The 22488-nt window shown below is 63.4% G+C and carries 20 protein-coding genes; 12 read left to right on the forward strand and 8 right to left on the reverse strand.

The features are described 5' to 3' along the window. Positions 1–102: 102 nt before the first annotated feature. The gene (locus NKG59_RS16885; protein ID WP_045202613.1) at positions 103–1266 is read left to right on the forward strand and encodes a metallophosphoesterase; all 1164 of its coding nucleotides are present in this window, start codon (positions 103–105) and stop codon (positions 1264–1266) included. Between the two features lie 146 nt (positions 1267–1412). Here the strand turns inward: NKG59_RS16885 and recG are convergent, their stop codons facing one another. After that, positions 1413–3563: an ATP-dependent DNA helicase RecG gene (recG, locus tag NKG59_RS16890; protein WP_253538985.1), complete on the reverse strand. Its 2151-nt coding sequence runs from the start codon at positions 3561–3563 to the stop codon at positions 1413–1415. Positions 3564–3694: 131 nt separating this feature from the next. Between recG and queA the strand changes: the two genes are divergently transcribed. The 5 genes from queA (at position 3695) to secF (ending at position 9403) form a co-directional block, all read left to right on the forward strand. Then, positions 3695–4756 (forward strand): tRNA preQ1(34) S-adenosylmethionine ribosyltransferase-isomerase QueA, encoded by a 1062-nt coding sequence (queA, locus tag NKG59_RS16895; protein WP_253538988.1) that lies wholly within the window; start codon positions 3695–3697, stop codon positions 4754–4756. Between the two features lie 2 nt (positions 4757–4758). Beyond that, entirely contained in the window at positions 4759–5910 is a 1152-nt protein-coding gene (gene tgt, locus NKG59_RS16900; RefSeq protein ID WP_024979061.1) for a tRNA guanosine(34) transglycosylase Tgt, read from the forward strand. Positions 5911–6015: 105 nt separating this feature from the next. Beyond that, the gene (gene yajC / locus NKG59_RS16905) at positions 6016–6348 is read left to right on the forward strand and encodes a preprotein translocase subunit YajC (protein WP_024979062.1); all 333 of its coding nucleotides are present in this window, start codon (positions 6016–6018) and stop codon (positions 6346–6348) included. Positions 6349–6464: 116 nt separating this feature from the next. Continuing rightward, a complete protein-coding gene (gene secD / locus NKG59_RS16910) occupies positions 6465–8354 on the forward strand; it encodes a protein translocase subunit SecD (protein ID WP_253538991.1) in 1890 nt (629 codons plus the stop codon). 77 nt (positions 8355–8431) lie between these two features. Beyond that, entirely contained in the window at positions 8432–9403 is a 972-nt protein-coding gene (gene secF, locus NKG59_RS16915) for a protein translocase subunit SecF (protein ID WP_045202609.1), read from the forward strand. 95 nt (positions 9404–9498) lie between these two features. Here secF and NKG59_RS16920 read toward each other — a convergent pair whose 3' ends face one another. From NKG59_RS16920 to purB, 4 genes are all read right to left on the reverse strand, one after another. Beyond that, positions 9499–10095, reverse strand: coding sequence for a YceI family protein (locus tag NKG59_RS16920; protein ID WP_253538994.1), 597 nt, complete (start codon positions 10093–10095; stop codon positions 9499–9501). 63 nt (positions 10096–10158) lie between these two features. Further along, positions 10159–10731, reverse strand: coding sequence for a YceI family protein (locus NKG59_RS16925; protein ID WP_253539129.1), 573 nt, complete (start codon positions 10729–10731; stop codon positions 10159–10161). A gap of 98 nt (positions 10732–10829) precedes the next feature. Continuing rightward, positions 10830–11411, reverse strand: a complete 582-nt coding sequence (locus NKG59_RS16930) for a cytochrome b (RefSeq protein WP_253538997.1) — start codon at positions 11409–11411, stop codon at positions 10830–10832. A gap of 263 nt (positions 11412–11674) precedes the next feature. Further along, complete coding sequence (gene purB, locus NKG59_RS16935; RefSeq protein WP_253538999.1) at positions 11675–13048, reverse strand: adenylosuccinate lyase; 1374 nt, start codon at positions 13046–13048, stop codon at positions 11675–11677. Between the two features lie 239 nt (positions 13049–13287). Here purB and NKG59_RS16940 point away from each other — a divergent pair, with 239 nt between their 5' ends. Next, on the forward strand, positions 13288–13896 hold the full coding sequence (locus NKG59_RS16940; protein ID WP_253539001.1) for a glutathione S-transferase: 609 nt from the start codon (positions 13288–13290) through the stop codon (positions 13894–13896). Positions 13897–13915: 19 nt separating this feature from the next. Here NKG59_RS16940 and NKG59_RS16945 read toward each other — a convergent pair whose 3' ends face one another. From NKG59_RS16945 to NKG59_RS16955, 3 genes are all read right to left on the reverse strand, one after another. Then, positions 13916–15514, reverse strand: a complete 1599-nt coding sequence (locus tag NKG59_RS16945; RefSeq protein ID WP_253539004.1) for an FMN-binding glutamate synthase family protein — start codon at positions 15512–15514, stop codon at positions 13916–13918. Positions 15515–15605: 91 nt separating this feature from the next. Further along, positions 15606–16718, reverse strand: coding sequence for a tRNA 2-thiouridine(34) synthase MnmA (gene mnmA, locus NKG59_RS16950; RefSeq protein ID WP_253539007.1), 1113 nt, complete (start codon positions 16716–16718; stop codon positions 15606–15608). After that, positions 16715–17209, reverse strand: a complete 495-nt coding sequence (locus tag NKG59_RS16955) for an NUDIX hydrolase (protein WP_253539010.1) — start codon at positions 17207–17209, stop codon at positions 16715–16717. Before NKG59_RS16955 ends, mnmA begins: the two co-directional genes overlap by 4 nt. A gap of 287 nt (positions 17210–17496) precedes the next feature. On the opposite strand from NKG59_RS16955, the gene NKG59_RS16960 reads away from it, so the two are divergent. The 5 genes from NKG59_RS16960 to NKG59_RS16980 all read left to right on the forward strand — a co-directional run bounded on the left by NKG59_RS16960 (position 17497) and on the right by NKG59_RS16980 (position 22127). After that, entirely contained in the window at positions 17497–18636 is a 1140-nt protein-coding gene (locus NKG59_RS16960) for a Re/Si-specific NAD(P)(+) transhydrogenase subunit alpha (RefSeq protein WP_024979073.1), read from the forward strand. 82 nt (positions 18637–18718) lie between these two features. After that, on the forward strand, positions 18719–19081 hold the full coding sequence (panD, locus tag NKG59_RS16965) for an aspartate 1-decarboxylase (RefSeq protein WP_024979074.1): 363 nt from the start codon (positions 18719–18721) through the stop codon (positions 19079–19081). A 71-nt stretch (positions 19082–19152) separates the two neighbouring features. Next, the gene (locus tag NKG59_RS16970; protein ID WP_253539013.1) at positions 19153–19482 is read left to right on the forward strand and encodes an NAD(P) transhydrogenase subunit alpha part 2; all 330 of its coding nucleotides are present in this window, start codon (positions 19153–19155) and stop codon (positions 19480–19482) included. Then, the gene (locus NKG59_RS16975) at positions 19479–20939 is read left to right on the forward strand and encodes an NAD(P)(+) transhydrogenase (Re/Si-specific) subunit beta (RefSeq protein WP_253539015.1); all 1461 of its coding nucleotides are present in this window, start codon (positions 19479–19481) and stop codon (positions 20937–20939) included. Before NKG59_RS16970 ends, NKG59_RS16975 begins: the two co-directional genes overlap by 4 nt. Positions 20940–21089: 150 nt before the next feature. Beyond that, positions 21090–22127 carry a response regulator gene (locus tag NKG59_RS16980; protein ID WP_253539017.1) on the forward strand — a complete coding sequence of 346 codons (1038 nt, stop codon included), beginning with the start codon at positions 21090–21092 and terminating at the stop codon, positions 22125–22127. The last annotated feature ends 361 nt before the right edge of the window (positions 22128–22488 follow it).

The raw sequence follows: 22488 nt of genomic DNA on the forward strand, positions 1-22488 counted from the left end.
ATTGCTTGGTGTTCGAACGACGGCCCCGGCATTGACAACGCTGCCATCCACCCCATCTTCCGGGGATACGCCCCACCGAGACAAAAAAGGAGCCGCCCCAACATGAGTGACGAACCTAACGGCAGCCGATCCCTGCCCCGCGGCAGACGCCGCTTTCTGGCAACGACAGTGGCGCTCATGGCAGCGCTGCATCTCTACATCGGATGGCGGCTACTGCCGGATCTGGGCTGGAACGGCGCAGGCTGGGCTGCAGGCGTCATCTTCCTGCTCGTATCGACGGTGATGATTCCCACTGGGATGGCTGCGCGCTTCGTGATCCGCCCCATCTCGCTGGCGGATCGCGTGACCTGGTTTGGCGCGTTGCTGATGGGCCTGTTCTCGTCTCTGCTGGTGTTGACGCTGCTGCGCGACGTGGCGCTCATCGTGCTGCCGCAGGCCTATCGCCACGACTCGGCCCTGCTCGTCGTCGCCCTCACCTTGCTGGTGACCTTGATCGGCTATGTCAACGCGCGCCGCATCCCCCGCGTCGCCCGGGTGACGGTGCCCATTGCGGATCTGCCTGCCGCGCTGCACGGCTTCACCATTGCGCAAATCACTGATCTGCACGTCGGGCCCACCATCAAGCGTGCGTATGTGACGGGCGTGGTCGAGCGGCTCAATGCGCTGCAACCGGACGTCGTCGCCGTGACGGGCGATCTGGTGGACGGCGAGGTTGACGTGCTGCGTCCGCATATCGCACCGCTGGCCGGCATGTCGGCTCGGCACGGCGTTTTTGCGGTGACGGGCAATCACGAGTACTACTCAGGGGTCGGCCCCTGGGTGTCGGAGTTCGAGCGGCTCGGCATGCGCGTGTTGATGAACGAGCATGCGGTGCTTGAACATAACGGCGCGCCGCTGGTGATCGCGGGCGTGACCGATTTCAGTGCGGGCAAGTTCGACGCTACACACGCGAGCGATCCAACCCGGGCGCTGGCTGGGTCGCCGCCCGGCGTGACGCCCACCATTCTCCTCGCGCATCAACCGCGCAGCGCCCCGGCCGCAGCGGAGGCCGGCTTCGACCTGCAACTGTCCGGGCACACCCATGGCGGCCAGTTCTGGCCGTGGAGCCTATTTGTTCCACTGCAGCAGCCTTTTACGGCTGGCTTGCACAAGCTGGGGCGCCTGTGGATCTACACCAGCCGTGGCACGGGATATTGGGGCCCGCCCAAGCGGTTCGGCGCGCCGTCGGAGATCACGCTGATACGGCTGGAACCGACCGTCGGCTAAACCTAAGAACTGATATCCAACGAAGAAAACGTTCAGTTGACGGAGATCACCGCCCTGCTCGATCAGGCCGATCGTGCGATGTACACGGCCAAGCGCTTGCGCAAGCAGGCGCAGTTGGCGCACTAAAAAACCGTGCGCCGCCGGCCTTAGACGCGCAGGTAGTGCTCGCGCTCGCCCAGCCAGCGCTTGAGATGCGTATCGACGGCTTCAGGAAAGCGGGCGAGCATGTCGTCCGCCGCTCCTTGGGCAAATTCGACGAGCCAAGCATCGTGGTTCAGATCGGCAAAGCGCAGCATCGCTTCGCCCGACTGCCGCGCGCCGAGAAATTCGCCGGGGCCACGGATCTCCAGATCGCGCCGGGCGATTTCGAAACCATCGGTGGTTTCGCGCATGGTCTGCAGACGCTGCTTGGCCGTCGGCGACAGAGGCGCCTGATACAGCAGCACGCATACCGATTCCGCCGTTCCGCGGCCCACCCGCCCGCGTAGTTGATGCAGCTGCGCAAGGCCAAAGCGCTCGGCGTGCTCGATCACCATCAACGAGGCATTGGGCACATCCACACCGACTTCAATGACGGTGGTGGCCACCAGCACGTGCAGCTCGCCGCCGGCGAAGGCGCTCATCACGGCGGCCTTCTCGGCGGATGGCAGACGTCCGTGCACGAGGCCCACCTTCAAACCTTCCAGGCTCTGGGAAAGCGTCTCGAAGGTTTCGACGGCGGTCTGCAGCTGCAGCGCTTCGCTCTCTTCGATCAGCGGGCAAACCCAATAGACCTGCCGACCTTCGCGTGCGGCAGCGTAGATGCGTTCGATGACTTCGTCGCGGCGCGCATCGTTCACCAGGCGAGTGACGATGGGCGTGCGGCCGGGCGGCAATTCGTCGATGGCAGAGACGTCGAGATCGGCGTAATACGTCATCGCCAGCGTGCGCGGGATCGGCGTGGCGGACATCATCAGTTGGTGCGGCACTTGGGCGTTGGCGGCAGCGGGAGCATCGCCATTGCTCGCCTTGCCGCGCAGGGCAAGCCGCTGTGCCACACCAAAGCGATGCTGCTCATCCACCACGGCCAGGCCGAGCCGCGCGAACGTGACCGCATCCTGGATCAGCGCGTGCGTGCCGATTACGAGTTGCGCCGTGCCGGCCGCCACGCGCGCGGCCGCCTCGTCCTTCTGCTTGCGCTTGAGGCTGCCCGCCAGCCAGACGATGTCCACGCCCAGCGGCTCCAGCCAGGCAGAAAGCTTGCGGTAATGCTGCTCGGCCAGCAGTTCGGTTGGCGCCATCAGTGCAGCCTGCCAGCCGGCATCGATGGCCTGGCATGCTGCCAGCGCGGCAATGACGGTCTTGCCGCTGCCCACGTCGCCCTGCAGCAATCGCTGCATCGGGTACGGGTGCGCAAGGTCGGCGCGGATCTCTTCCCATACGCGAGCCTGCGCGCCGGTCAGCTTGAACGGCAGCGCATTCATGAAGCGCGCGAGCAGCCCATCCTTGCCGCTGTCGCGCAGGATGGGCGCATTACGCATGCGGCGCGCGGCCTGCGCACGCTTGAGCGACAGCTGCTGCGACAGCAGTTCATCAAACTTGATGCGCAGCCATGCCGGGTGCGTGCGCTCGACGAGGCTGTGCTCGTCGACATCGGGCGTCGGTTGATGCAGCAGGCGCACGGCGTCGGCCGGCGTCATCAGCTTGAGCGGCGCGAGCGGCCCGGTGATGAGGCTGTGCGGCAACGTTTCCGGCAGCGGCGTGCGTGTGAGCGCGTTCAGGATCGCCTTGCGCAGATAGGCCTGCGCCACACCGGCCGTGCTCGGATACACCGGTGTCAGGCGGTCGGGCAGCGGTTCATCCTCCGCCACGGCGCGCACGGTCGGGTGCACCATCTCGGCCCCGAAGAAGCCACCGCGCACTTCGCCGCGCACACGCAGGCGCACGCCTTCGGCCATCTGCTTGACTTGGCTGCCGTAGAAATTGAGAAAACGCAGAACCAGCTCGCCCGAGTCATCGGCGATATGCACGACGAGTTGCCGGCGCGGCCGGAATGCCACTTCGTTGCGCGTGACCGTGCCCTCCACCTGCGCGGCCCAGCCGGTATTAGCCCGCGCCGTGGCTTCGGCAATGGTCAGGAGCGTGGTTTCGTCCTCGTAGCGCATCGGCAGATGCAAGACGAGATCGACGTCGCGGTGCAGGCCGAGCTTGGCCAGTTTGTCCGCCGGGCGGGCGGTCTTGGCTGCTGCCTTGGCTGGCTTGTCTGCCGGGGCTGCGCGTTTTGGCTTCGGCGCCGGCGCAGTATCAGCGTCGGGCATAGGAGCAGCATCAGTGGCGGAACGGGCGCGAGGCGGCACAGGGCGTTTACAATGGCGAACTTTGCGAGTCGCCCGATTGTACCGGCGCCCGCCACCATCACTTGGCGCAATCCACGTCTGCGCCACTTTTCATGCTGACGCTGTCCGATTTCGACTTCGATCTGCCGCCCGAGCTGATCGCACAAACCGCCCTGCCCGACCGCACCGCGAGCCGCCTGCTGGCCGTGTGCCGTGCGGAAGATGCCGTACATTTTGAAGACCGCCAGTTTGCCGATCTGGTCGACTACCTGCGCCCCGGCGACCTGCTCGTCTTCAACGACACGCGGGTCATCAAGGCACGCTTTTTCGGCCACAAGGCCAGTGGCGGCAAGGTGGAGGTGCTCGTCGAGCGCCTGCTGGACGAGCACACCGTGTTGGCGCAAATCCGCTCCAGCAAGTCGCCCGTCGAGGGCACCACACTTCGCCTGGCCGACGCCTTTGACGTGACGGTCGGCCCCCGCGCCGAGCCGTTCTTTACGTTGCGTTTCCCGCAGCCGGCGCTGGATCTGATCGAGCAATACGGCCGCCTGCCGCTGCCGCCCTACATCGAGCACGACCCCGACAGCTTTGACGAGACGCGCTACCAGACCGTGTATGCACGCAACCCGGGCGCCGTCGCGGCCCCCACGGCGGGCCTGCATTTCGACGATGCGCTGTTCGCCAAGCTGGACGCCATGGGCATCCAGCGCGGCTTTCTCACGCTGCACGTGGGTGCGGGCACGTTCCAGCCGGTGCGCGTGGAAAACATCGCCGAGCACCGCATGCACAGCGAGTGGTACGAAATCACGCCCGAACTGGCCGAAGCGATCCGCGCCACACGGGCGGCCGGCGGCCGCGTGATCGCGGTGGGCACCACCTCGATGCGCGCGCTTGAATCGGCCGCGCAGCCAGACGGCACGCTCAATGCCTGCAGCGGCGAGACCGACATTTTCATCACCCCCGGCTACCGGTTCCGCGCTGTCGACCTGCTGGTGACCAACTTCCACCTGCCTAAATCGACGTTGCTAATGCTGGTATCGGCATTTGCCGGCATGAGCGCCATCCGAGGCGCCTACCAGCACGCCATCGCCCAGCGCTACCGCTTCTTCAGTTACGGCGACGCCATGCTGCTGACGCGCGCTCCCTCCGAACCCGGCGAACCCCAATCGCTCTGACCATGCTCAAGTACGAACTGCTCACCACCGATGGCCTCGCCCGACGCGGCCGCATGACCCTGAACCACGGCGTGGTCGAAACGCCCATCTTCATGCCGGTGGGCACCTATGGCGCGGTCAAGGCGATGTCGCCGGCGGAGCTGAAGGACATCGGCGCGCAGATCATCCTGGGCAACACGTTCCACCTGTGGCTGCGCCCGGGGCTGGAGGTGATGGACGCGCACAAGGGCCTGCACGGCTTCAATGGCTGGGACAAGCCCATCCTGACCGATTCCGGCGGTTTTCAGGTGTTTTCGCTGGGCGATCTACGCAAGATCACCGAAGAAGGTGTGACATTTGCATCGCCCATCAATGGCGACAAGCTGTTCCTGTCGCCCGAGATCTCGATGCAGATCCAGCGCCGGCTGAACTCGGACATCGTCATGCAGTTCGACGAATGCACGCCGTACAAGATTGGCGATCGCCCCGCAACCGAGGCCGAAGCCGCCGCTTCGATGCGTATGAGCCTGCGCTGGGCCCAACGCTCGCGCAACGAATTCGAGCGCGAGAAGAATCCGAACGCGCTGTTCGCCATTGTCCAGGGCGGCATGTTCGAGAACCTGCGTGATGAATCGCTCGCCGGTTTGCAAGCGATTGACGCCGATGCAGGCGGCGAAGGTTTCGGCGGCTACGCCATCGGCGGCCTGTCGGTCGGGGAGCCCAAGGAAGACATGATGCGCGTGCTGCAGCATGTGGCGCCGCGTCTGCCTGCCAACAAGCCGCATTACCTGATGGGCGTCGGCACACCGGAAGATCTGGTGGCGGGCGTTGCCAGCGGCATCGACATGTTCGACTGCGTGATGCCGACCCGCAACGCGCGCAACGGCTGGCTCTTCACCCGCTTTGGCGACATCAAGATCAAGAACGCGGTACACCGCAACGATCCGCGTCCGCTGGACGAGACCTGCGGCTGCTACACCTGCAGCAATTTCTCGCGCGCTTATCTGCACCACCTGCAGCGCGTCGGCGAAATCCTTGGGGCCCGCCTGAACACCATCCACAACCTGTATTACTACCTGGAATTGATGGCCGAGATGCGCACCGCCATCGAGTCGCACGGCTTTGCTGCATTCCAGGCGCGCTTTGCTGCAGACCGCGCGCGCGGGGCGCTGTAACCCGGCTCAACAGGGCGCCAGGCGCGCCCATTTTCCGCGGCACCGCAATGGTAGAATGTCGGGTCCGATTTTTGACCGATTGACGAACCATTACGGAGTTCTGACGTGTTCCTGATTTCCGACGCTTACGCGCAAACTGCACCGGCTGTTGGTGGTGCCGCGGGTGGCCTGATGAGCTTCCTGCCCATCATCCTGATGTTCGTGGTGCTGTGGTTCATCATGATCCGCCCGCAAATGAAGCGCCAGAAAGAAACCAAGGCGATGCTCGAAGCCTTGGCCAAGGGCGACGAAGTCGTCACCGCCGGTGGCATTCTGGGCAAGGTTAGCAAGGTGGCTGAGCAGTATGTCACCGTGGAAATCGCTGCCAACACCGAAATCACCGTTCAGAAGAGCGCCGTGACGACCGTGCTGCCCAAGGGCACGCTCAAGGCACTGTAAATCGGCCCATCCCGGCGCCGCGCACGATTGCGCTGGCGCCGGAACCCCAGGCAGCGCCTATTCTAAGAATCCGCGCCCGCGCCCGCGCCCTCGGCGTCGCCTCTCTGCATTCCAAGATGAATCGCTATCCGCTCTGGAAATACATTGTGATCCTGGTGGCGCTTGCCATTGGGTTCCTCTATACGCTGCCGAACTTCTTCGGTGAGGCACCTGCTGTGCAGGTGTCTTCGGGCAAGGCCACCGTCAAGGTCGACCTGAACGTGCAAAAGCAGGTCGAAAGCCTGCTGGCCGCGGCCAGCATTCAGCCTGACGGCGTGTTCTTTGACAACAACGGCACTTCCGCCAGCGTGCGCGTCCGCTTTGCCGACACCGACACGCAACTCAAGGCCAAGGACGTCCTGGCCCGCGGCCTGAATACCGATCAAACCGATCCGACCTTCATCGTGGCGCTGAACCTGCTGCCGGGCTCGCCGCGCTGGTTGAGTGGCGCGCCATTCTTTGCCAAGCCGATGTTCCTGGGCCTCGATTTGCGCGGTGGCGTGCACTTCCTGCTGCAGGTCGACATGAACGGCGCGGTGACGAAGAAGCTCGATTCGCTGGCCGGCGACATCCGCACGCAGTTGCGTGACAAGGGCATCCGCCACAGCGGCATCGACCGCAACAACAACACGATCACGATCAAGTTCAGCACCCCGGACGAGGCCGACCGCGCCCGTGCGCTGCTGGCCGATTCGACCCGCGAACTGGCCTACACCGTGGACAAGAGCGCCGACGGCGCCACGCTCACCGGTACCTTCACCGCCGCTGCGATGAAGGAAGTGCAGGACAACGCGGTCAAGCAGAACATCGTCACGCTGCATAACCGGGTGAATGAACTGGGCGTGGCTGAACCGGTGATCCAGCAGCAGGGTCCGGACCGCATCGTCGTGCAACTGCCGGGCGTGCAGGACACGGCCAAGGCCAAGGACATCATTGGCCGCACCGCCACACTGGAAGCGCGCCTGGCCGATCCAAGCGCGCCGCTCGTGCCGCGTGCCGGCGATCCGGTGCCGCTGGGCGACGAACTGTTCACGCAAGGCCGCAGTGCCCCGGTGCTGCTGCAAAAGCAGGTGATCTTCACCGGTGACCGCATCACCAGTGCTTCGGCCGGCTTTGACCAGAACCACAACTCGTCGGTCGACATCACGCTCGACGGCCAGGGCGGCCGCATGCTGCGCGATGTCTCGCGTGACAACATCGGCAAGCGCATGGGCATCGTGCTCTTTGAAAAGGGCAAGGGCGAAGTGCTGACGGTGGCGACCATCCAGTCAGAACTGGGCTCGCGCTTCCAGATCACTGGCATGGGCTCGACCGAGGCGGCTTCCGATCTGGCGCTGCTGCTGCGCGCAGGCTCGCTGGCGGCACCTATGGAGATCATCGAAGAGCGCACCATCGGCCCGTCGCTGGGTGCCGACAACATCAAGAAGGGCTTCGATTCAGCGCTGTACGGCTTCCTCGCCATCTCGGTGTTCATGGTGCTGTACTACATGCTGTTCGGTGCGTTCTCGGTGGCAGCCCTGGGCGTCAACGTGTTCCTGCTGATCGCCCTGCTCTCCATGCTGCAGGCCACGCTCACGCTGCCGGGTATCGCGGCAATCGCGCTGGCGCTCGGTATGGCCATTGACGCCAACGTGCTCATCAACGAACGCGTGCGTGAAGAGCTGCGCAGCGGCGCATCGGCTCAGATGGCCATCGCCGCCGGTTTTGACCGCGCCTGGGCAACCATCCTCGATTCGAACGTGACCACGCTCATCGCCGGTCTGGCCCTGATTGCCTTTGGTTCGGGCCCGGTACGCGGCTTCGCCATCGTGCACTGCCTGGGGATCGGCACGTCCATGTTCTCGGCGGTGTTCTTCAACCGCGGTCTCGTGAATCTCTGGTACGGCCGCAAGAAGAAGCTGCAGAGCGTCGCGATCGGGCAGGTGTGGAAACCGGGCAATACGAACACGCAATCGCCCGCCAAGTAATCACGCCACCCACAACGAATCTCGCATAACCGGCACCGCCCCAGCACAACAGGGGCGGTTGCCACAAAGGGCAGACCATGGAGTTTTTCCGCATCCGCCGCGACATTCCGTTCATGAAGCACGCGTTGATTCTCAACGCGCTGTCGTTCCTGACGTTTATCGCCGCTGTCTTCTTCCTGTTCCACAAGGGCCTGCACCTGTCGGTGGAGTTCACTGGCGGTACGGTGATGGAAGTCGCTTACACCCAGGCCGCCGATCTGCCGAAGATCCGCGGCGACGTTGAGAAGCTCGGCTATGCCGATGCGCAGGTGCAGAACTTCGGCACCTCGCGCGACGTGATGATCCGCCTGCCGCTCAAGAACGGTCCGGACGGCAAGCCTATCGCCTCGGCCGTGCAAAGCCAGCAGGTGATGACGGCCCTGAACGCCGTCAACCCTGACGCCAAGCTGCAGCGCGTTGAGTTCGTCGGCCCGCAGGTCGGCAAGGAACTCGCCACCGACGGCCTGCTGGCGCTGCTGTTCGTGGTGATCGGCATCGTGATCTACCTGTCGATCCGCTTCGAATGGAAGTTTGCCGTGGCGGGTGTGATCGCCAACCTGCACGACGTCGTGATCATCCTGGGCTTCTTCGCCTTCTTCCAGTGGGAATTTTCGCTGTCGGTGCTGGCGGGGGTGCTGGCGGTGCTCGGCTATTCGGTCAACGAATCCGTGGTGATTTTCGACCGGATCCGCGAAGCGTTCCGCAAGTACCGCAAGATGAACACGCACGAGGTGATCGATCACGCGATTACCAGCACCATCTCGCGCACGATCATCACCCACGGTTCGACCGAAATGATGGTGGTGTCGATGCTGGTATTCGGCGGCCCGACGCTGCACTACTTCGCTCTGGCCCTGACGATCGGTATTCTGTTCGGCATCTACTCGTCGGTGTTTGTGGCTGCTGCGCTGTGCATGTGGCTGGGCGTCAAGCGCGAAGACTTGGTCAAGTCTGAGAAGAAGGCCGGTGGCCCGAAAGAAGACGATCCTAACTTCGGCGCGCAGGTCTGAAGAGACCGCTCCGCCCTGCCCGGAGGACTTATTCTTCGGGCAACAAAAAAGCCCCGCAACTGCGGGGCTTTTTTTGGCTGTGGCGTTTGCCAGGCTTATTGCTGCGCCACGCTGGCGTCTTGCTTGATGCCTTCCACCTGGATCTTCAGCTTGGTTTCCATGTTGAAACCGTAAGCCTTGCCGTAGTCGACGCCGAAGTCGTCGCGCTTGAACTTCATCTCGGCATCGGCGCCGCAGACTTCACGCTTGAGCATCGGATGCTGCATGCACTTGAACGCGTCGATTTCCAGCTTGGCCGGCTTGGTCACGCCGTGCAGCGTCAACTGGCCGTCGGCTTCGGTCGGCACGTCGCCCTTGAACTTCGTGAAGTTGCCCTTGAACGTGGCGGTCGGGTACTTGGCCACGTCGAAAATCTCGGCGCTTTTGGCGTGCTCGTTCATCTTGGCGAGACCGAAATCGATGCTGTCGGTTTGCACGGTCACGTCGATGCTGCCAGTCTTGGCGGCGCGATCCAGCGTCACGGTGCCGCTGGACTTCTCGAACTTGCCGCGCCACTTCGACAGACCGCCCATGTGGTCAGCTTCGAAGCTCGGGTAGGTGTGGCTCGGATCCAGCTGGTACGTGGCCGGTGCAGCAAAGGCGGCAGTGGCAGCAACGGCCGACAGTGCGGCAACGAGGGTACGCAATTTCATGAGAACTCCTGCGGAATAAAAGCGGCACACGGGGGCCGAAAATCGTTAGATTGAGACTTCTGGTTACTTCTTGGCGATGACAACGCGGAACTTGATCGTCACGTCGTCCGAGACAACCGACGTGTCCTTCCACTCACCGTCACCCACCTTGAATACGTTGCGCTTGACCGGCAGCGCGCCTTCGAAGATCTGATTGGCGCCTTCCTGCTTGAACGTCACGGGTGCCGTCACGTCCTGCGTGACGCCCTTGATGGTCAGCTTGCCGACCACATCCACCTTGCCACCCGCGCCGGGCTTGAATGCGGACGACACGAACGTTGCCTTCGGATACTTGGCAGTGTCGAACCAATCCTTCTTCTTCAGTTCGTCGTTGTATTCCTTGCTGCCGACGTCAACGCTCGTCACGTCGATGTCGACCTTCGCCGTCGAGGCAGCCACATTGGCCGGGTTGTAATTGACGGCGGCGTCGAACTTGCCGAATTTGATATCCATCGGCACGCCAAGCTGCTTGCCGGTGGCGGTGACGCTGCTCTTGGCGGCATCAACCTGGGCGCTGGCCGATACCGATACGGCAGCGATCGACAGCGCGCCGGTAGCAACCAGGGCAATGGCGCGGGGGCGCACAAAACGTTTCATCATCAGACTCCTTCAGTCAGGCCGGGCCATGCCCGCAGTCTTGGTCAGGATGGAAAGGCAGAGCGCCGGCACACATCGTGCACCGGCGTGTTTGGAAATCAGCGGAGGAAAGGCGCCATGCGGCGCAGCGTGCCGTCACGATCGACGACGTGGTGCTTGAGCGCAGCCAGGATGTGCAGCACGACGATGGCCGCCATGGTCCAGTTCAGCCATTCGTGCGCCATGCTGAAGATGTCTTTCAGCGCATCGCTCTTGTCGAACGGCATCGGCAGTTCCCACAGGCCGAGATAGACGACCTTGACGCCGGCTGCTACGCTCAGCAGATAACCCGTCAACGGCACAGCAAGAATCAGCAGATACAGCCCGACGTGCGCGGCTTCCGCGGCGGCGTGCTGCCACTTTGGCATGCCCGGCACGGGCCCCGGGGCGGGGTGCGTCAGGCGCCACAGCACACGGAGCACCGCAAAGATCAGCACCGTGATGCCGATCCACTTGTGATACGAGAACAGCTTCAGCTTGGTTGGCGTAAAGCCCGGGATATCGGTCATGTACAGACCGAGCCCGAAGGCCGTGAAGATCAGCAGAGCGACGATCCAGTGCATCGCAATCGCGGGCTTGGCATAGGCGCCATGGTCAGCGGCGCCGCGCGTGGCGAAATTCGAGTGGGCGGCTTGTGACATCGGTTCCCTCGGTGTTTTGGAGCGCTCAGTAGGCGGCGCCTGTGGGTATGACCACGGCGCCAAACGATTGTGCATTATTTGCGCGATCCGACCGGCCAAGGCCGCCTTAAGTTCATCGAGAAATTCAAATTTTTTGATTGACTAGGCATGTCAATGGGAGCGGCCGGGCAAAAGCTTCTTCGGAAGCTACAAAGCAAAACGGCCCGCCCCCGAATTCGAGAGCGGGCCGTTCTTCACACGGCACCACCAAATTTTTGAAACAATCAGGCGATACGGCGTGCCAGTTCTTCTGCCTTGCCGATGTAGCTGCCGGGCGTCATGTCCAGCAGCAACTTACGGGCGTCTTCGGGAATCGCGAGCGTACCGATGAATTCACGCAGCGCGTCGCGCGAGATGCCCTTGCCGCGCGTCAGTTCCTTGAGCTGCTCGTACGGATTGGCGATGCCGTAGCGGCGCATCACGGTCTGCACCGGCTCGGCCAGCACTTCCCAGCAGGCGTCGAGGTCTTCGGCCAAGCGTGCCGGGTTGGTTTCCAGCTTGCCCAGGCCGCGCAGGCAGGCGTCGTACGCGAGCAGGCTGTAGCCGAACGCCACGCCGATGTTGCGCAGCACGGTCGAATCCGTGAGGTCGCGCTGCCAGCGCGACACGGGCAGCTTTTCCGACAGATGACGCAGCACCGCGTTGGCCAGGCCGACGTTGCCTTCCGAATTTTCGAAGTCGATCGGGTTGACCTTGTGCGGCATGGTCGACGAGCCAATCTCGCCGGCCTTGGTCTTCTGCTTGAAGTAGCCCTGCGAGATGTAGCCCCAGACGTCGCGATCCAGATCCAGGATGATCGTGTTGGCGCGTGCCACGGCGTCGAACAGCTCGGCCATGTAGTCGTGCGGTTCGATCTGGATGGTGTACGGGTTGAACGTCAGGCCCAGGCGGGTCTCGATCACGTCCTTCGAGAAGGCTTCCCAGTCCAGCGACGGATATGCCGACAGGTGCGCATTATAGTTGCCCACGGCACCGTTCATCTTGCCCAGCAGTTCAACGGCTTCGATGCGGCGGATGGCGCGGTCCAGGCGGGCGGCCACGTTGGCCATTTCCTTGCCCAGCGTGGTCGGGCTTGCCGGCTGGCCGTGCGTGCGCGACAGCATCGGCACGTCGGCGTTGGCGTGGGCAAGTTCCACCAGGCGAGCCTGCACGCGGCGCAGCGTCGGCACGATCACGGTGTCGCGCGCGCCCTTGAGCATCATCCCGTGCGAGGTGTTGTTGATATCTTCCGACGTGCAGGCGAAGTGGATGAACTCGCTGGCGGCTTCCAGCTCGGCGTTGCCCTTCACGCGCTCCTTCATCCAGTATTCGACGGCCTTCACGTCATGATTGGTGACGGCTTCAATCTCTTTGATCCGGGCGGCGTCTGCCTCGGCAAAGTTCTCGACCAGCGCCAACAATGCACCTTCGGCAGCAGCCGAGAAACGCGGAATCTCGGCCAGGCCGGCCTGCGACAGGGCGATCAGCCAGTGCACCTCCACCTTCACGCGGTTGCGCATGAAAGCGGCTTCCGACAGCCACTCGCGCAGCGGATCGGCCTTGGCAGCGTAGCGGCCATCGATGGGAGACAGAGCGGTCAGGGCAGAAAGCGACGACATGGCAGGCGGGGAAAAATGTGAAGGGAATCTCAATCCGGACAACCCGGACGGGGCGTTGCGCGTTGAACCAAGGTGCATACGCGCACCCAAGCGAGCCCGCGATTTTACCACCCGGCACCTGTCTTTCATGGCCAATCCGGCCTAAAGCAAGCCTCCGTTTGGTTGAGTTGGGTTCGGGCGCCGCGCAGCGCACTCGGGAAAGTGCGCAGCTATACTTCCGCCTCCAACATGACACGCCTATGAAACTGATCGGATCGCATGCCAGCCCGTACACCCGCAAGGTGCGCGTCGTCCTGGCTGAAAAGAAAATCGACTACCAGTTCGTGCTGGAAGACGTGTGGAGCGCAGGTACGCAGATCCACCAGTTCAACCCGCTGGGCAAGGTGCCCTGCCTGGTGATGGACGACGGCGGCGCCCTATTCGACTCGCGCGTGATTGCCGAATACGCCGATACGCTGTCGCCGGTGGCGCGCCTCATTCCGCCTTCGAGCCGTGAACGCGTGGAAGTGCGCTGCTGGGAGGCGCTGGCCGACGGCCTGCTCGACGCCGCGCTCATGCTGCGCATCGAACATACGCAGCGCACGCCGGAACAGCGCAGCGAAACGTGGCTCGCGCGCCAGACCCACAAGATCGATCAGGCGCTGCAAGCCATGTCGCAAGGCCTGGCTGACAAGACTTGGTGCAACGGCAATCACCTGACGCTGGCCGACATCGCCGTCGGCTGCGCGCTTGCCTACCTGGATTTCCGCCAGCCGCAGATCGATTGGCGCGAACGTCACGCCAATCTCGCTTCGTTCTACACGCGCATCGAGAAGCGGCCGAGTTTCATGGAAACCCAGCCGCAGTAACAACTGAAACTCACGAGCGTTACACGGCCACCGGATCAAACCGTTCGGCCTGGGCCATCGGCCAGTAGCGCTCATAGAGTTGATAGCGGTACCGCCCGGCCAGCAGGTCGCCGGGTTCCAGGTACTTGAGCAGCGCGGAGAGCAACTGCACCTCGTTGCCCGACACGCGCCGCACGATGTGGTGCGCGCGAAAATCCGCCGGATGCTGCAAGCCAGCCGCCTGCGTCAGTTCCAGCAGCGCATGCAAGGTGTGCGCGTGATATTGATGCACGCGCTCCGCCTTGTCGGGCACGACGAGCGCCTTCTGCCGAGATGGGTCTTGTGTTGCTACGCCGGTCGGGCAGCGGTCGGTGTGGCACTTCTGCGCCTGGATGCAGCCCAGCGCAAACATGAAGCCGCGCGCAGCGTTGCACCAGTCGGCACCCATTGCCAGCGTGCGCGCCACGTCAAACGCCGTGACGATCTTGCCTGACGCGCCAATCTTGATCTTGTCGCGCAGGTTGGCGCCCACCAGCGTGTTGTGCACCAGCAGCAGCCCTTCCTGGAGCGGCGTGCCGACGTGGTCCGTAAATTCGAGCGGCGCCGCACCCGTGCCACCCTCCGCGCCGTCAACGACGATGAAGTCCGGCAGGATGCCCGACTCCAGCATCGCCTTGACGATGCCGAAGAACTCCCACGGATGCCCGATGCAGAGCTTGAAACCAGTGGGCTTACCGCCGGATAGCGTGCGCAGCCGATCCACGAACTGCAGCAGCCCCAGTGGCGTGCTGAACTCCGAGTGCGCGGCCGGCGAAATACAGTCTTTGCCGATCTGAATGCCACGCGTGGCGGCAATCTCGGGCGTCACCTTGGCGGCAGGCAGGACGCCACCGTGCCCCGGCTTGGCACCCTGCGACAGCTTCACCTCAATCATTTTCACCTGCGGGCTGCGCGCCTGCTCGGCAAAGCGGTCCGGATCGAAGCGGCCGTTCGCGTCGCGGCAGCCGAAGTAGCCAGACGCCACTTCCCAGATCAGGTCGCCGCCTTCCTCGCGGTGATACGGCGAGATCGAACCCTCACCCGTGTCATGGATGAAGTTGCCGAGCTTCGCACCGCGGTTGAGCGCGCGAATGGCATTGCCCGACAGCGCCCCAAAGCTCATCGCCGAGATGTTGAACACCGACATGGAATACGGCTTGGCGCGGCCCTCGCCCACCATCACGCGAAAGTCCGACGAGGCAATGCGTGTGGGCGCCAGCGAGTGGCCGATCCACTCGTGCCCCGGCACCTTCACATCGACTTCGGTGCCGAACGGGCGGCTATCGACTTCTCCCTTGGCGCGCTGATAAACGATGCTGCGCTGGGCGCGCGAGAACGGCTTTTCGTCGGTGTCGTCTTCAACGAAGTACTGGCGGATTTCCGGGCGAATGAATTCGAACAGGAAGCGGAAATGGCCCCAGAGCGGGTAGTTGCGCAGCACCGAATGGCGCGTCTGCGTGATGTCGTGCACGCCGAGGATGACGAACATGCCCGGGATGACCGCACACACCCAATGCAGACGCCCCGCTATCGCAAACCCCGCGGTGACGGCAAACAACAGCACAACGCCCGCAAAGGCCCAGTAGCGACGTGGCAGCATGACCAACCCTGTGTGGAGACAAATCAGGGCGCAAGCTTAAACGAGTGCCGCAACAGCCGCAGCCGACACAACGCAGTGTTGCAAAAACCGATCAGGCGACCGCCTTTTCCACGACAGCGGGTTCAGCGGACGAAATAATGCCGCCACCCAGGCAGATTTCACCGTCATACAGCACGGCGGATTGGCCTGGCGTGACAGCCCGCTGCGCCTCAGGGAAGGTCAGCGTGAGCGCGCCATCTGCGGCGCGCTCGACCGTGCAAGGCGCATCCGCCTGGCGGTAACGCGTCTTGGCGCCAAGATGGGTGCCTTCGGCGGGTGCCTGACCGGCCACCCAGCTCAGATCATCAGCGTGCACGGTGTGCGCCAGCAGCCACGGGTGATCGTGACCCTGCACCACATACAACGTGTTGGCCGCCATGTCCTTGCGGGCCACGTACCAGGCATCGCCGTTGCCGTCGCGGCTGCCGCCAATGCCGATGCCCTTGCGCTGCCCCAGCGTGTAGAACGCCAGGCCAATGTGCTCGCCGATGGTCTTGCCGTCGGGCGTTTTGATCGGGCCGGGCTTGGTCGGCAGGTAGCGGTTGAGAAAATCGCGGAACGGCCGCTCGCCAATGAAGCAGATGCCGGTGGAATCCTTCTTCTTGGCGTTCGGCAGCCCAATTTCGGCGGCGATCTCGCGCACCTTCGTCTTCGGCATCTCGCCCAGCGGGAAGAGCGTGCGCGAGAGCTGTGCCTGGTTCAGCCGGTGCAGGAAATAGCTTTGGTCTTTCGTGTGATCGAACGCCTTGAGCAGCTCGAAGCGGCCATCGACCTCGCGCACGCGGGCATAGTGCCCGGTCGCGATCGTGTCGGCACCCAGGGCCATCGCGTGATCGAGGAAGGCTTTGAACTTGATCTCGGCGTTGCACAACACGTCGGGATTGGGCGTGCGACCGGCCGAATATTCGCGCAGAAAGTCCGCAAAGACGCGGTCCTTGTACTCGGCGGCAAAGTTGACGGCTTCCACGTCCACGCCAATCAGGTCCGCCACCGATACCACGTCGATCCAGTCCTGCCGGGTCGAGCAGTACTCGCTGTCGTCATCGTCTTCCCAGTTCTTCATGAACAGGCCGACGACGTCATAGCCCTGCTGTTTAAGCAGCCACGCGGTGACGGACGAATCCACCCCGCCGGACATCCCGACGACGATGCGCTTCTTGCTCATGGCTGCGCTCCGAACCCGTACACGCTGGCGTGCGTATGGATGATGTCGAGCGGATAGCGCTTGCCAGCCAGGTAATCTTCGACGCAGGCGAGCAGCAACGGGCTGCGATGCCGTTCGCGGCTGGCGCGGATTTCATCCGGCGTCATCCACACAGTGCGGACGATGCCGTCGTCCAGCGTGCGACGCGGGTCTTGGGGGCCAAGCTCGCCGGTAAATGCCATCCGCACATAGGTGATCGGATCCCCCTGCGGCGGTTGGAACTGCGCCATGTAGCAGCCCAGGAAGGCGGTCGGCACAAAGCTGTACGCGGTTTCTTCCATTGCCTCACGCGCGACTGCGTCGACCAGGCTTTCGTCCGGGTCGAGATGGCCGGCAGGCTGGTTCAGGCGCAAGCCGACATCGGTGTGCTCCTCAACCAGCAGAAAGCGCCCATCTTGTTCAATGACGGCGGCGACGGTAACGCTGGGTTTCCAGCGGACAGCTTGGTTCATGGCAAAAAGGCAACAAAAACAAGGCGTTATTGTAGCTGGAGGCCGCCTTCCACGCTTGCCCAGGGCGTTGGAGCAGACGCATATCGCCCCGCCCCTTTATTGTGAGCAATTGAGCACACGTTTGCGCAGGATCGACCCGCATTCCATGTCGGTTCGGATATTCGACATGCCACTCGACGAGCGTCCGTGCGCCAAAAAGTTCGGGTAAGCTGCACGTCGATCCTGATCCAGCGCGCCTTCGTTCACTTCGCGCGCATCCTAAACATAATCAGCGAGGAGAGAACACGATGCACATCGGCATCCCGCAGGAGACGCGGGCGGACGAGACGCGCGTTGCCGCGACCCCGGAAACGGTGAAAAAGTACGTGGCGCTTGGCCATCAGGTGACGGTCCAATCGGGTGCCGGCGTAGCCGCCGCCCAGCCCGACGACGCTTACGTGGCTGCCGGCGCCAAGATCGGCACCGCGGCCGAAGCGCTCGGCGCGCAGATCGTGCTGAAGGTGCGCTCGCCGGAAGCGGCCGAACTGGCGCAGATGCAGCCGGGCGCGGTGCTTGTCGGCATGCTCAACCCGTTTGATGACGAAAATACGGCCCGCCTTGCCGCCGCCAACGTCACCGCGTTCGCGCTGGAAGCGGCACCGCGCACCACTCGCGCGCAGAGCATGGACGTGCTCTCTTCGCAGGCCAACATCGCCGGCTACAAGGCCGTGATGGTGGCAGCCAACCATTATCAGCGCTTCATGCCGATGCTGATGACGGCCGCCGGCACGGTAAAAGCCGCGCGCGTGCTGATCTTGGGCGCCGGTGTGGCGGGCTTGCAGGCGATTGCCACCGCCAAGCGCCTGGGCGCCGTGATCGAAGCCTCTGACGTGCGCCCGGCCGTGAAGGAGCAGATCGAATCGCTGGGCGCCAAGTTTCTCGACGTGCCGTTCCTGACCGACGAAGAGCGCGAAATCGCCCAGGGCGTCGGCGGCTATGCCCGCCCGATGCCGCCCGACTGGATGCGCCGCCAGGCTGAACTCGTACACACGCGCGCAAGCCAGGCCGACATCGTCATCACCACCGCGCTGATCCCGGGCCGCCGCGCGCCGACGCTGCTGTCCGAAGCCACCGTGCAGGCGATGAAGCCGGGCTCGGTCGTCGTCGATCTGGCGGCGGCGCAAGGCGGCAACTGCCCGCTCACCGAAGCCGACCGCGTCGTCGTCAAGCATGGCGTCACGCTGGTGGGCTACACCAACCTCGCGTCAATGGTGGCGGCTGACGCCTCTGCCCTCTACGCCCGCAACGTGCTCGATTTCCTCAAGCTGATCATCGACAAGGATGGTGGCCTGAACATCAACCGCGAAGACGACATCGTGGCCGCCTGCCTGCTCAGTCAGGCCGGCCAGGTGGTGCGCGCTCCCGCAGCCACGAGCGCCGCCAAATAAGAACGGAGACGGCGGCCCGGCGGGGATAGAAACCCGGCCTGGTCGCCAGTGGCGATTTCATTTTTGTTTCAAGGAAAGCTTCATGCAACGCAACATGCTTCGCGCCAAGCTGCACCGCGCGACGGTCACCCAGGCCGATCTTGACTACGAAGGCTCCTGCGGCATCGACGAGGATCTCCTCGACGCCGCGGACATGCGCGAATACGAGAAGATCGAGCTGTACAACGTCAACAACGGCGAACGCTTCTCGACCTACATCATCAAGGGCAAGCGCGGTTCGGGCGAAATCTCGCTCAACGGTGCCGCTGCCCGCCGCGCCCACGTGGGCGACCTGCTGATCATCTGCACCTACGCGCCGATGAACGAAGAGGAAGTCGCCGCCTACAAGCCCAAGGTCGTACTGCTGGGCGAGGGCAACAAGATCAAGGCCATCAAGGAAACCTGACGCGCCAGGCGGCCCGTGTCTGCTTGACAGGGCCGCTTCGCACATCGACCAAGAAGCGAGGAGGAGCACTCATGGAGCTGGTCAATCACACGGTGATCAACCTGATCATCTTCGTGCTGGCGATCTACGTCGGCTACCACGTGGTCTGGACGGTCACGCCGGCGCTGCATACGCCGCTGATGGCCGTGACGAATGCCATCTCGGCCATCATCATCGTCGGCGCGATGCTGGCGGCCGGCCTGACGCAGACGGGCGTGGGCCGCACGATGGGCGTGGTGGCGGTGGCACTGGCGGCGGTCAACGTGTTTGGCGGCTTCCTGGTCACCCAGCGCATGCTGGAGATGTTCAAGAAGAAAGAGCCGAAGGCCAAGGGCGGTCAGTCCGAGGGAGCCAAGCAATGAGCATGAACCTCGTCACTCTGCTGTACCTGCTGGCATCGGTGTGCTTCATCCAGGCGCTCAAGGGGCTTTCGCATCCGACCACGGCGCGGCGCGGCAACGCGTTCGGCATGACGGGCATGGCGATCGCCGCCGTCACGACCATCGCGCTCATCTACAAGCTCAAGGCCGAGATGTTTGCCGGCACCGAGAGCGGCGCATCCACGGGTTTCATCCTGATCTTCGCGGGCCTGGTGCTTGGCGGCGGCATCGGCGCCTATGTGGCGCGCACGGTCGAAATGACCAAGATGCCCGAGCTGGTGGCCGCCATGCACTCGCTGATCGGTCTGGCGGCGGTGTGCATTGCCGTGGCCGCCGTGGCCGAGCCGTCGGCGTTCGGCATCACGATGGCCGGCGACAACGTGCTGCCCCTGGGCAACCGCGTAGAACTGTTCATCGGCACGTTTGTGGGCGCCATCACGTTCTCCGGCTCGGTGATCGCCTTCGGCAAGCTGTCGGGCAAGTATAAGTTCCGCCTGTTCCAGGGCGCGCCGGTGCAGTTTGCCGGCCAGCACATGCTGAACTTGCTGCTGGCGGTGGCCATGCTCGGCTTCGGCATCCTGTTCTTCCTGAGCCAAAGCTGGCTGCCGTTCGTCATCATGACGGCCATCGCCTTTGTGCTGGGCGTGCTGATCATCATTCCGATCGGCGGCGCCGACATGCCGGTGGTGGTGTCGATGCTGAACTCGTATTCGGGCTGGGCAGCGGCGGGCATCGGCTTCTCGCTCAACAACCCAATGCTGATCATTGCAGGCTCGCTGGTCGGTTCATCCGGTGCCATTCTGTCTTACATCATGTGCAAGGCGATGAACCGGTCGTTCTTCAACGTGATCCTGGGCGGCTTCGGCTCCGAGGCTTCCGCCGGAGCCGCAGCGAGTGGTGGCGGGCAGCAGCGCCCGGTCAAATCGGGCTCGCCGGATGATGCGGCCTTCCTCATGGGCAACGCCGAAACGGTCATCATCGTCCCCGGCTACGGCCTGGCGGTGGCGCGCGCGCAGCACGCCCTGAAGGAACTGACAGAAAAGCTGTCGGACAAGGGCGTCACCGTCAAATACGCGATCCACCCGGTCGCGGGCCGCATGCCGGGCCACATGAACGTGCTGTTGGCCGAAGCCGAAGTGCCGTACGACCAGGTGTTTGAAATGGAAGACATCAACGGTGAGTTTGGCCAAGCCGACGTGGTGCTGGTGCTGGGCGCCAACGACGTGGTCAACCCGGCGGCCAAGAACGATCCGAAGTCGCCCATTGCCGGCATGCCGATTCTGGAGGCCTACAAGGCCAAGACGATCATCGTGAACAAGCGCTCGATGAACGCCGGCTACGCCGGGCTCGATAACGAGCTGTTTTACATGGACAAAACGATGATGGTGTTTGGCGACGCCAAGAAGGTCGTCGAAGACATGGTGAAATCTGTCGAGTAAGGCGGGGCACTGACGGCCGTCAACGCGCCGTCAGGTCAGACGGGTTCCGCTTGCTCCCGGCGGCGGCAGGCAGTAACGTAGTGCAAACGGGCAGCGTCGGCCACACCGGCCGTGCGCTGCACCCGGCCCTCTTCCGATTCCTCCCGACGTATGCAACAGGACAGCGCCCTGCCGGTCTATTTCCACCCCACCCTGACGGTGGTGGTCGACGACAGCCAATCGTTCGTGGAAAGCCTCGGGTTCCAGATGGACCCATCGCGCGCACTGTTGGCCTTCAATGATCCGGAAGAGGCGCTGGCGTGGCTGCGCCAGTGGCATTCGCTTCGCATGCCGGGTTTCCTGCCGGTGCGCGTCACGCACGATGACCTGACGTTCTCGACCGAGCGCCGCACCATCCAGCTCGACGTCGACCGTGTCTATCGCCAGATCCACGAAGTCAACCGCTTCCTGCAGCCCTCGGTCATCGTGGTGGATTACTCCATGCCGCGCATGAACGGGCTGGAGTTCTGCGCCAAGCTCAAAGATCTGCCGTGCATGACGATCCTGCTCACGGGCATGGCCGACGAGAACATCGCCGTGCAAGGTTTCAACGACGGCCTGATCGACCGCTACATCAAGAAAGACCATCCGGCGATGGCGGAGCGGCTCAGTGTGGAAATCGAAGCACTGCAGGTCCGCTATTTCAGCAACCTGTCGAGCACATTGCGCGATCTGCTGTCGCGCCATTCGTTCAGTTTCCTGTCGGACCCTGCGATCACACGGCTCGTGCGCGAGCTGTCCACGCGCTACCGTTTCATCGAGTACTACCTGTATCCGCACCCCGCCGGCGTGCTGCTGCTCACGGCCGACGGGCGCGCCACGCTCATGGTCATCGAGACCAACGCGAGCATGCTCACGCACTTGGAGAACGCCGAGGCGTACAACGCGCCCGATGCGCTGCTCAAGGGCTTGCACGACAAGCAGATCGTCCCATTCTTCTGGCCTGGCGATGGCATGTACACCCCGGCCTGTGTGGAGTGGGAACAATATTGCCTGCCCGCAGAGGTTTGCCAGGGGCGCGAACCGTACTACTACGCGCTGTTCGACATGCCCAGCCATCTGCTGCCGGCACAGGTCTACAGCTACACCCAATTCCTCACCAACTACAAGCAGGATCCGGACGCGCTCACCGGCCGCAAATCACGCTGAGGCGGTGTTTCCGCTTTGCTCTGCCCTGCGGGTTTCCGCATTGTGTGGGTCACATTCGGCAAGTACAATCGATTGCATCATTCGGCAGCCATGACGTCAGAGCATGGCCCGGCTGAATCGCCCTGATGCGTGCGTGGCATAGCTGCGGCATCATGGCGAACGAGGGTACCGACATGCAACATTCAAAGCGGCGCCCCAAGTTCATTACTGTGCGGGATTCTCCTTGAGGGACGATTTGGGATGCAGCAGCGGGCCGCGCGTTCAAGCAGCGCGCGTTGCGGATGTCAGGGGAGTGCATCGTTCCAATCTGGTCATGGTTCACGGTTGCACGATTCCCGTTGCCACGCTGTTGATCGGCCGG

The organism is Ralstonia chuxiongensis (assembly GCF_024158925.1).
Lineage (GTDB): Bacteria > Pseudomonadota > Gammaproteobacteria > Burkholderiales > Burkholderiaceae > Ralstonia > Ralstonia chuxiongensis.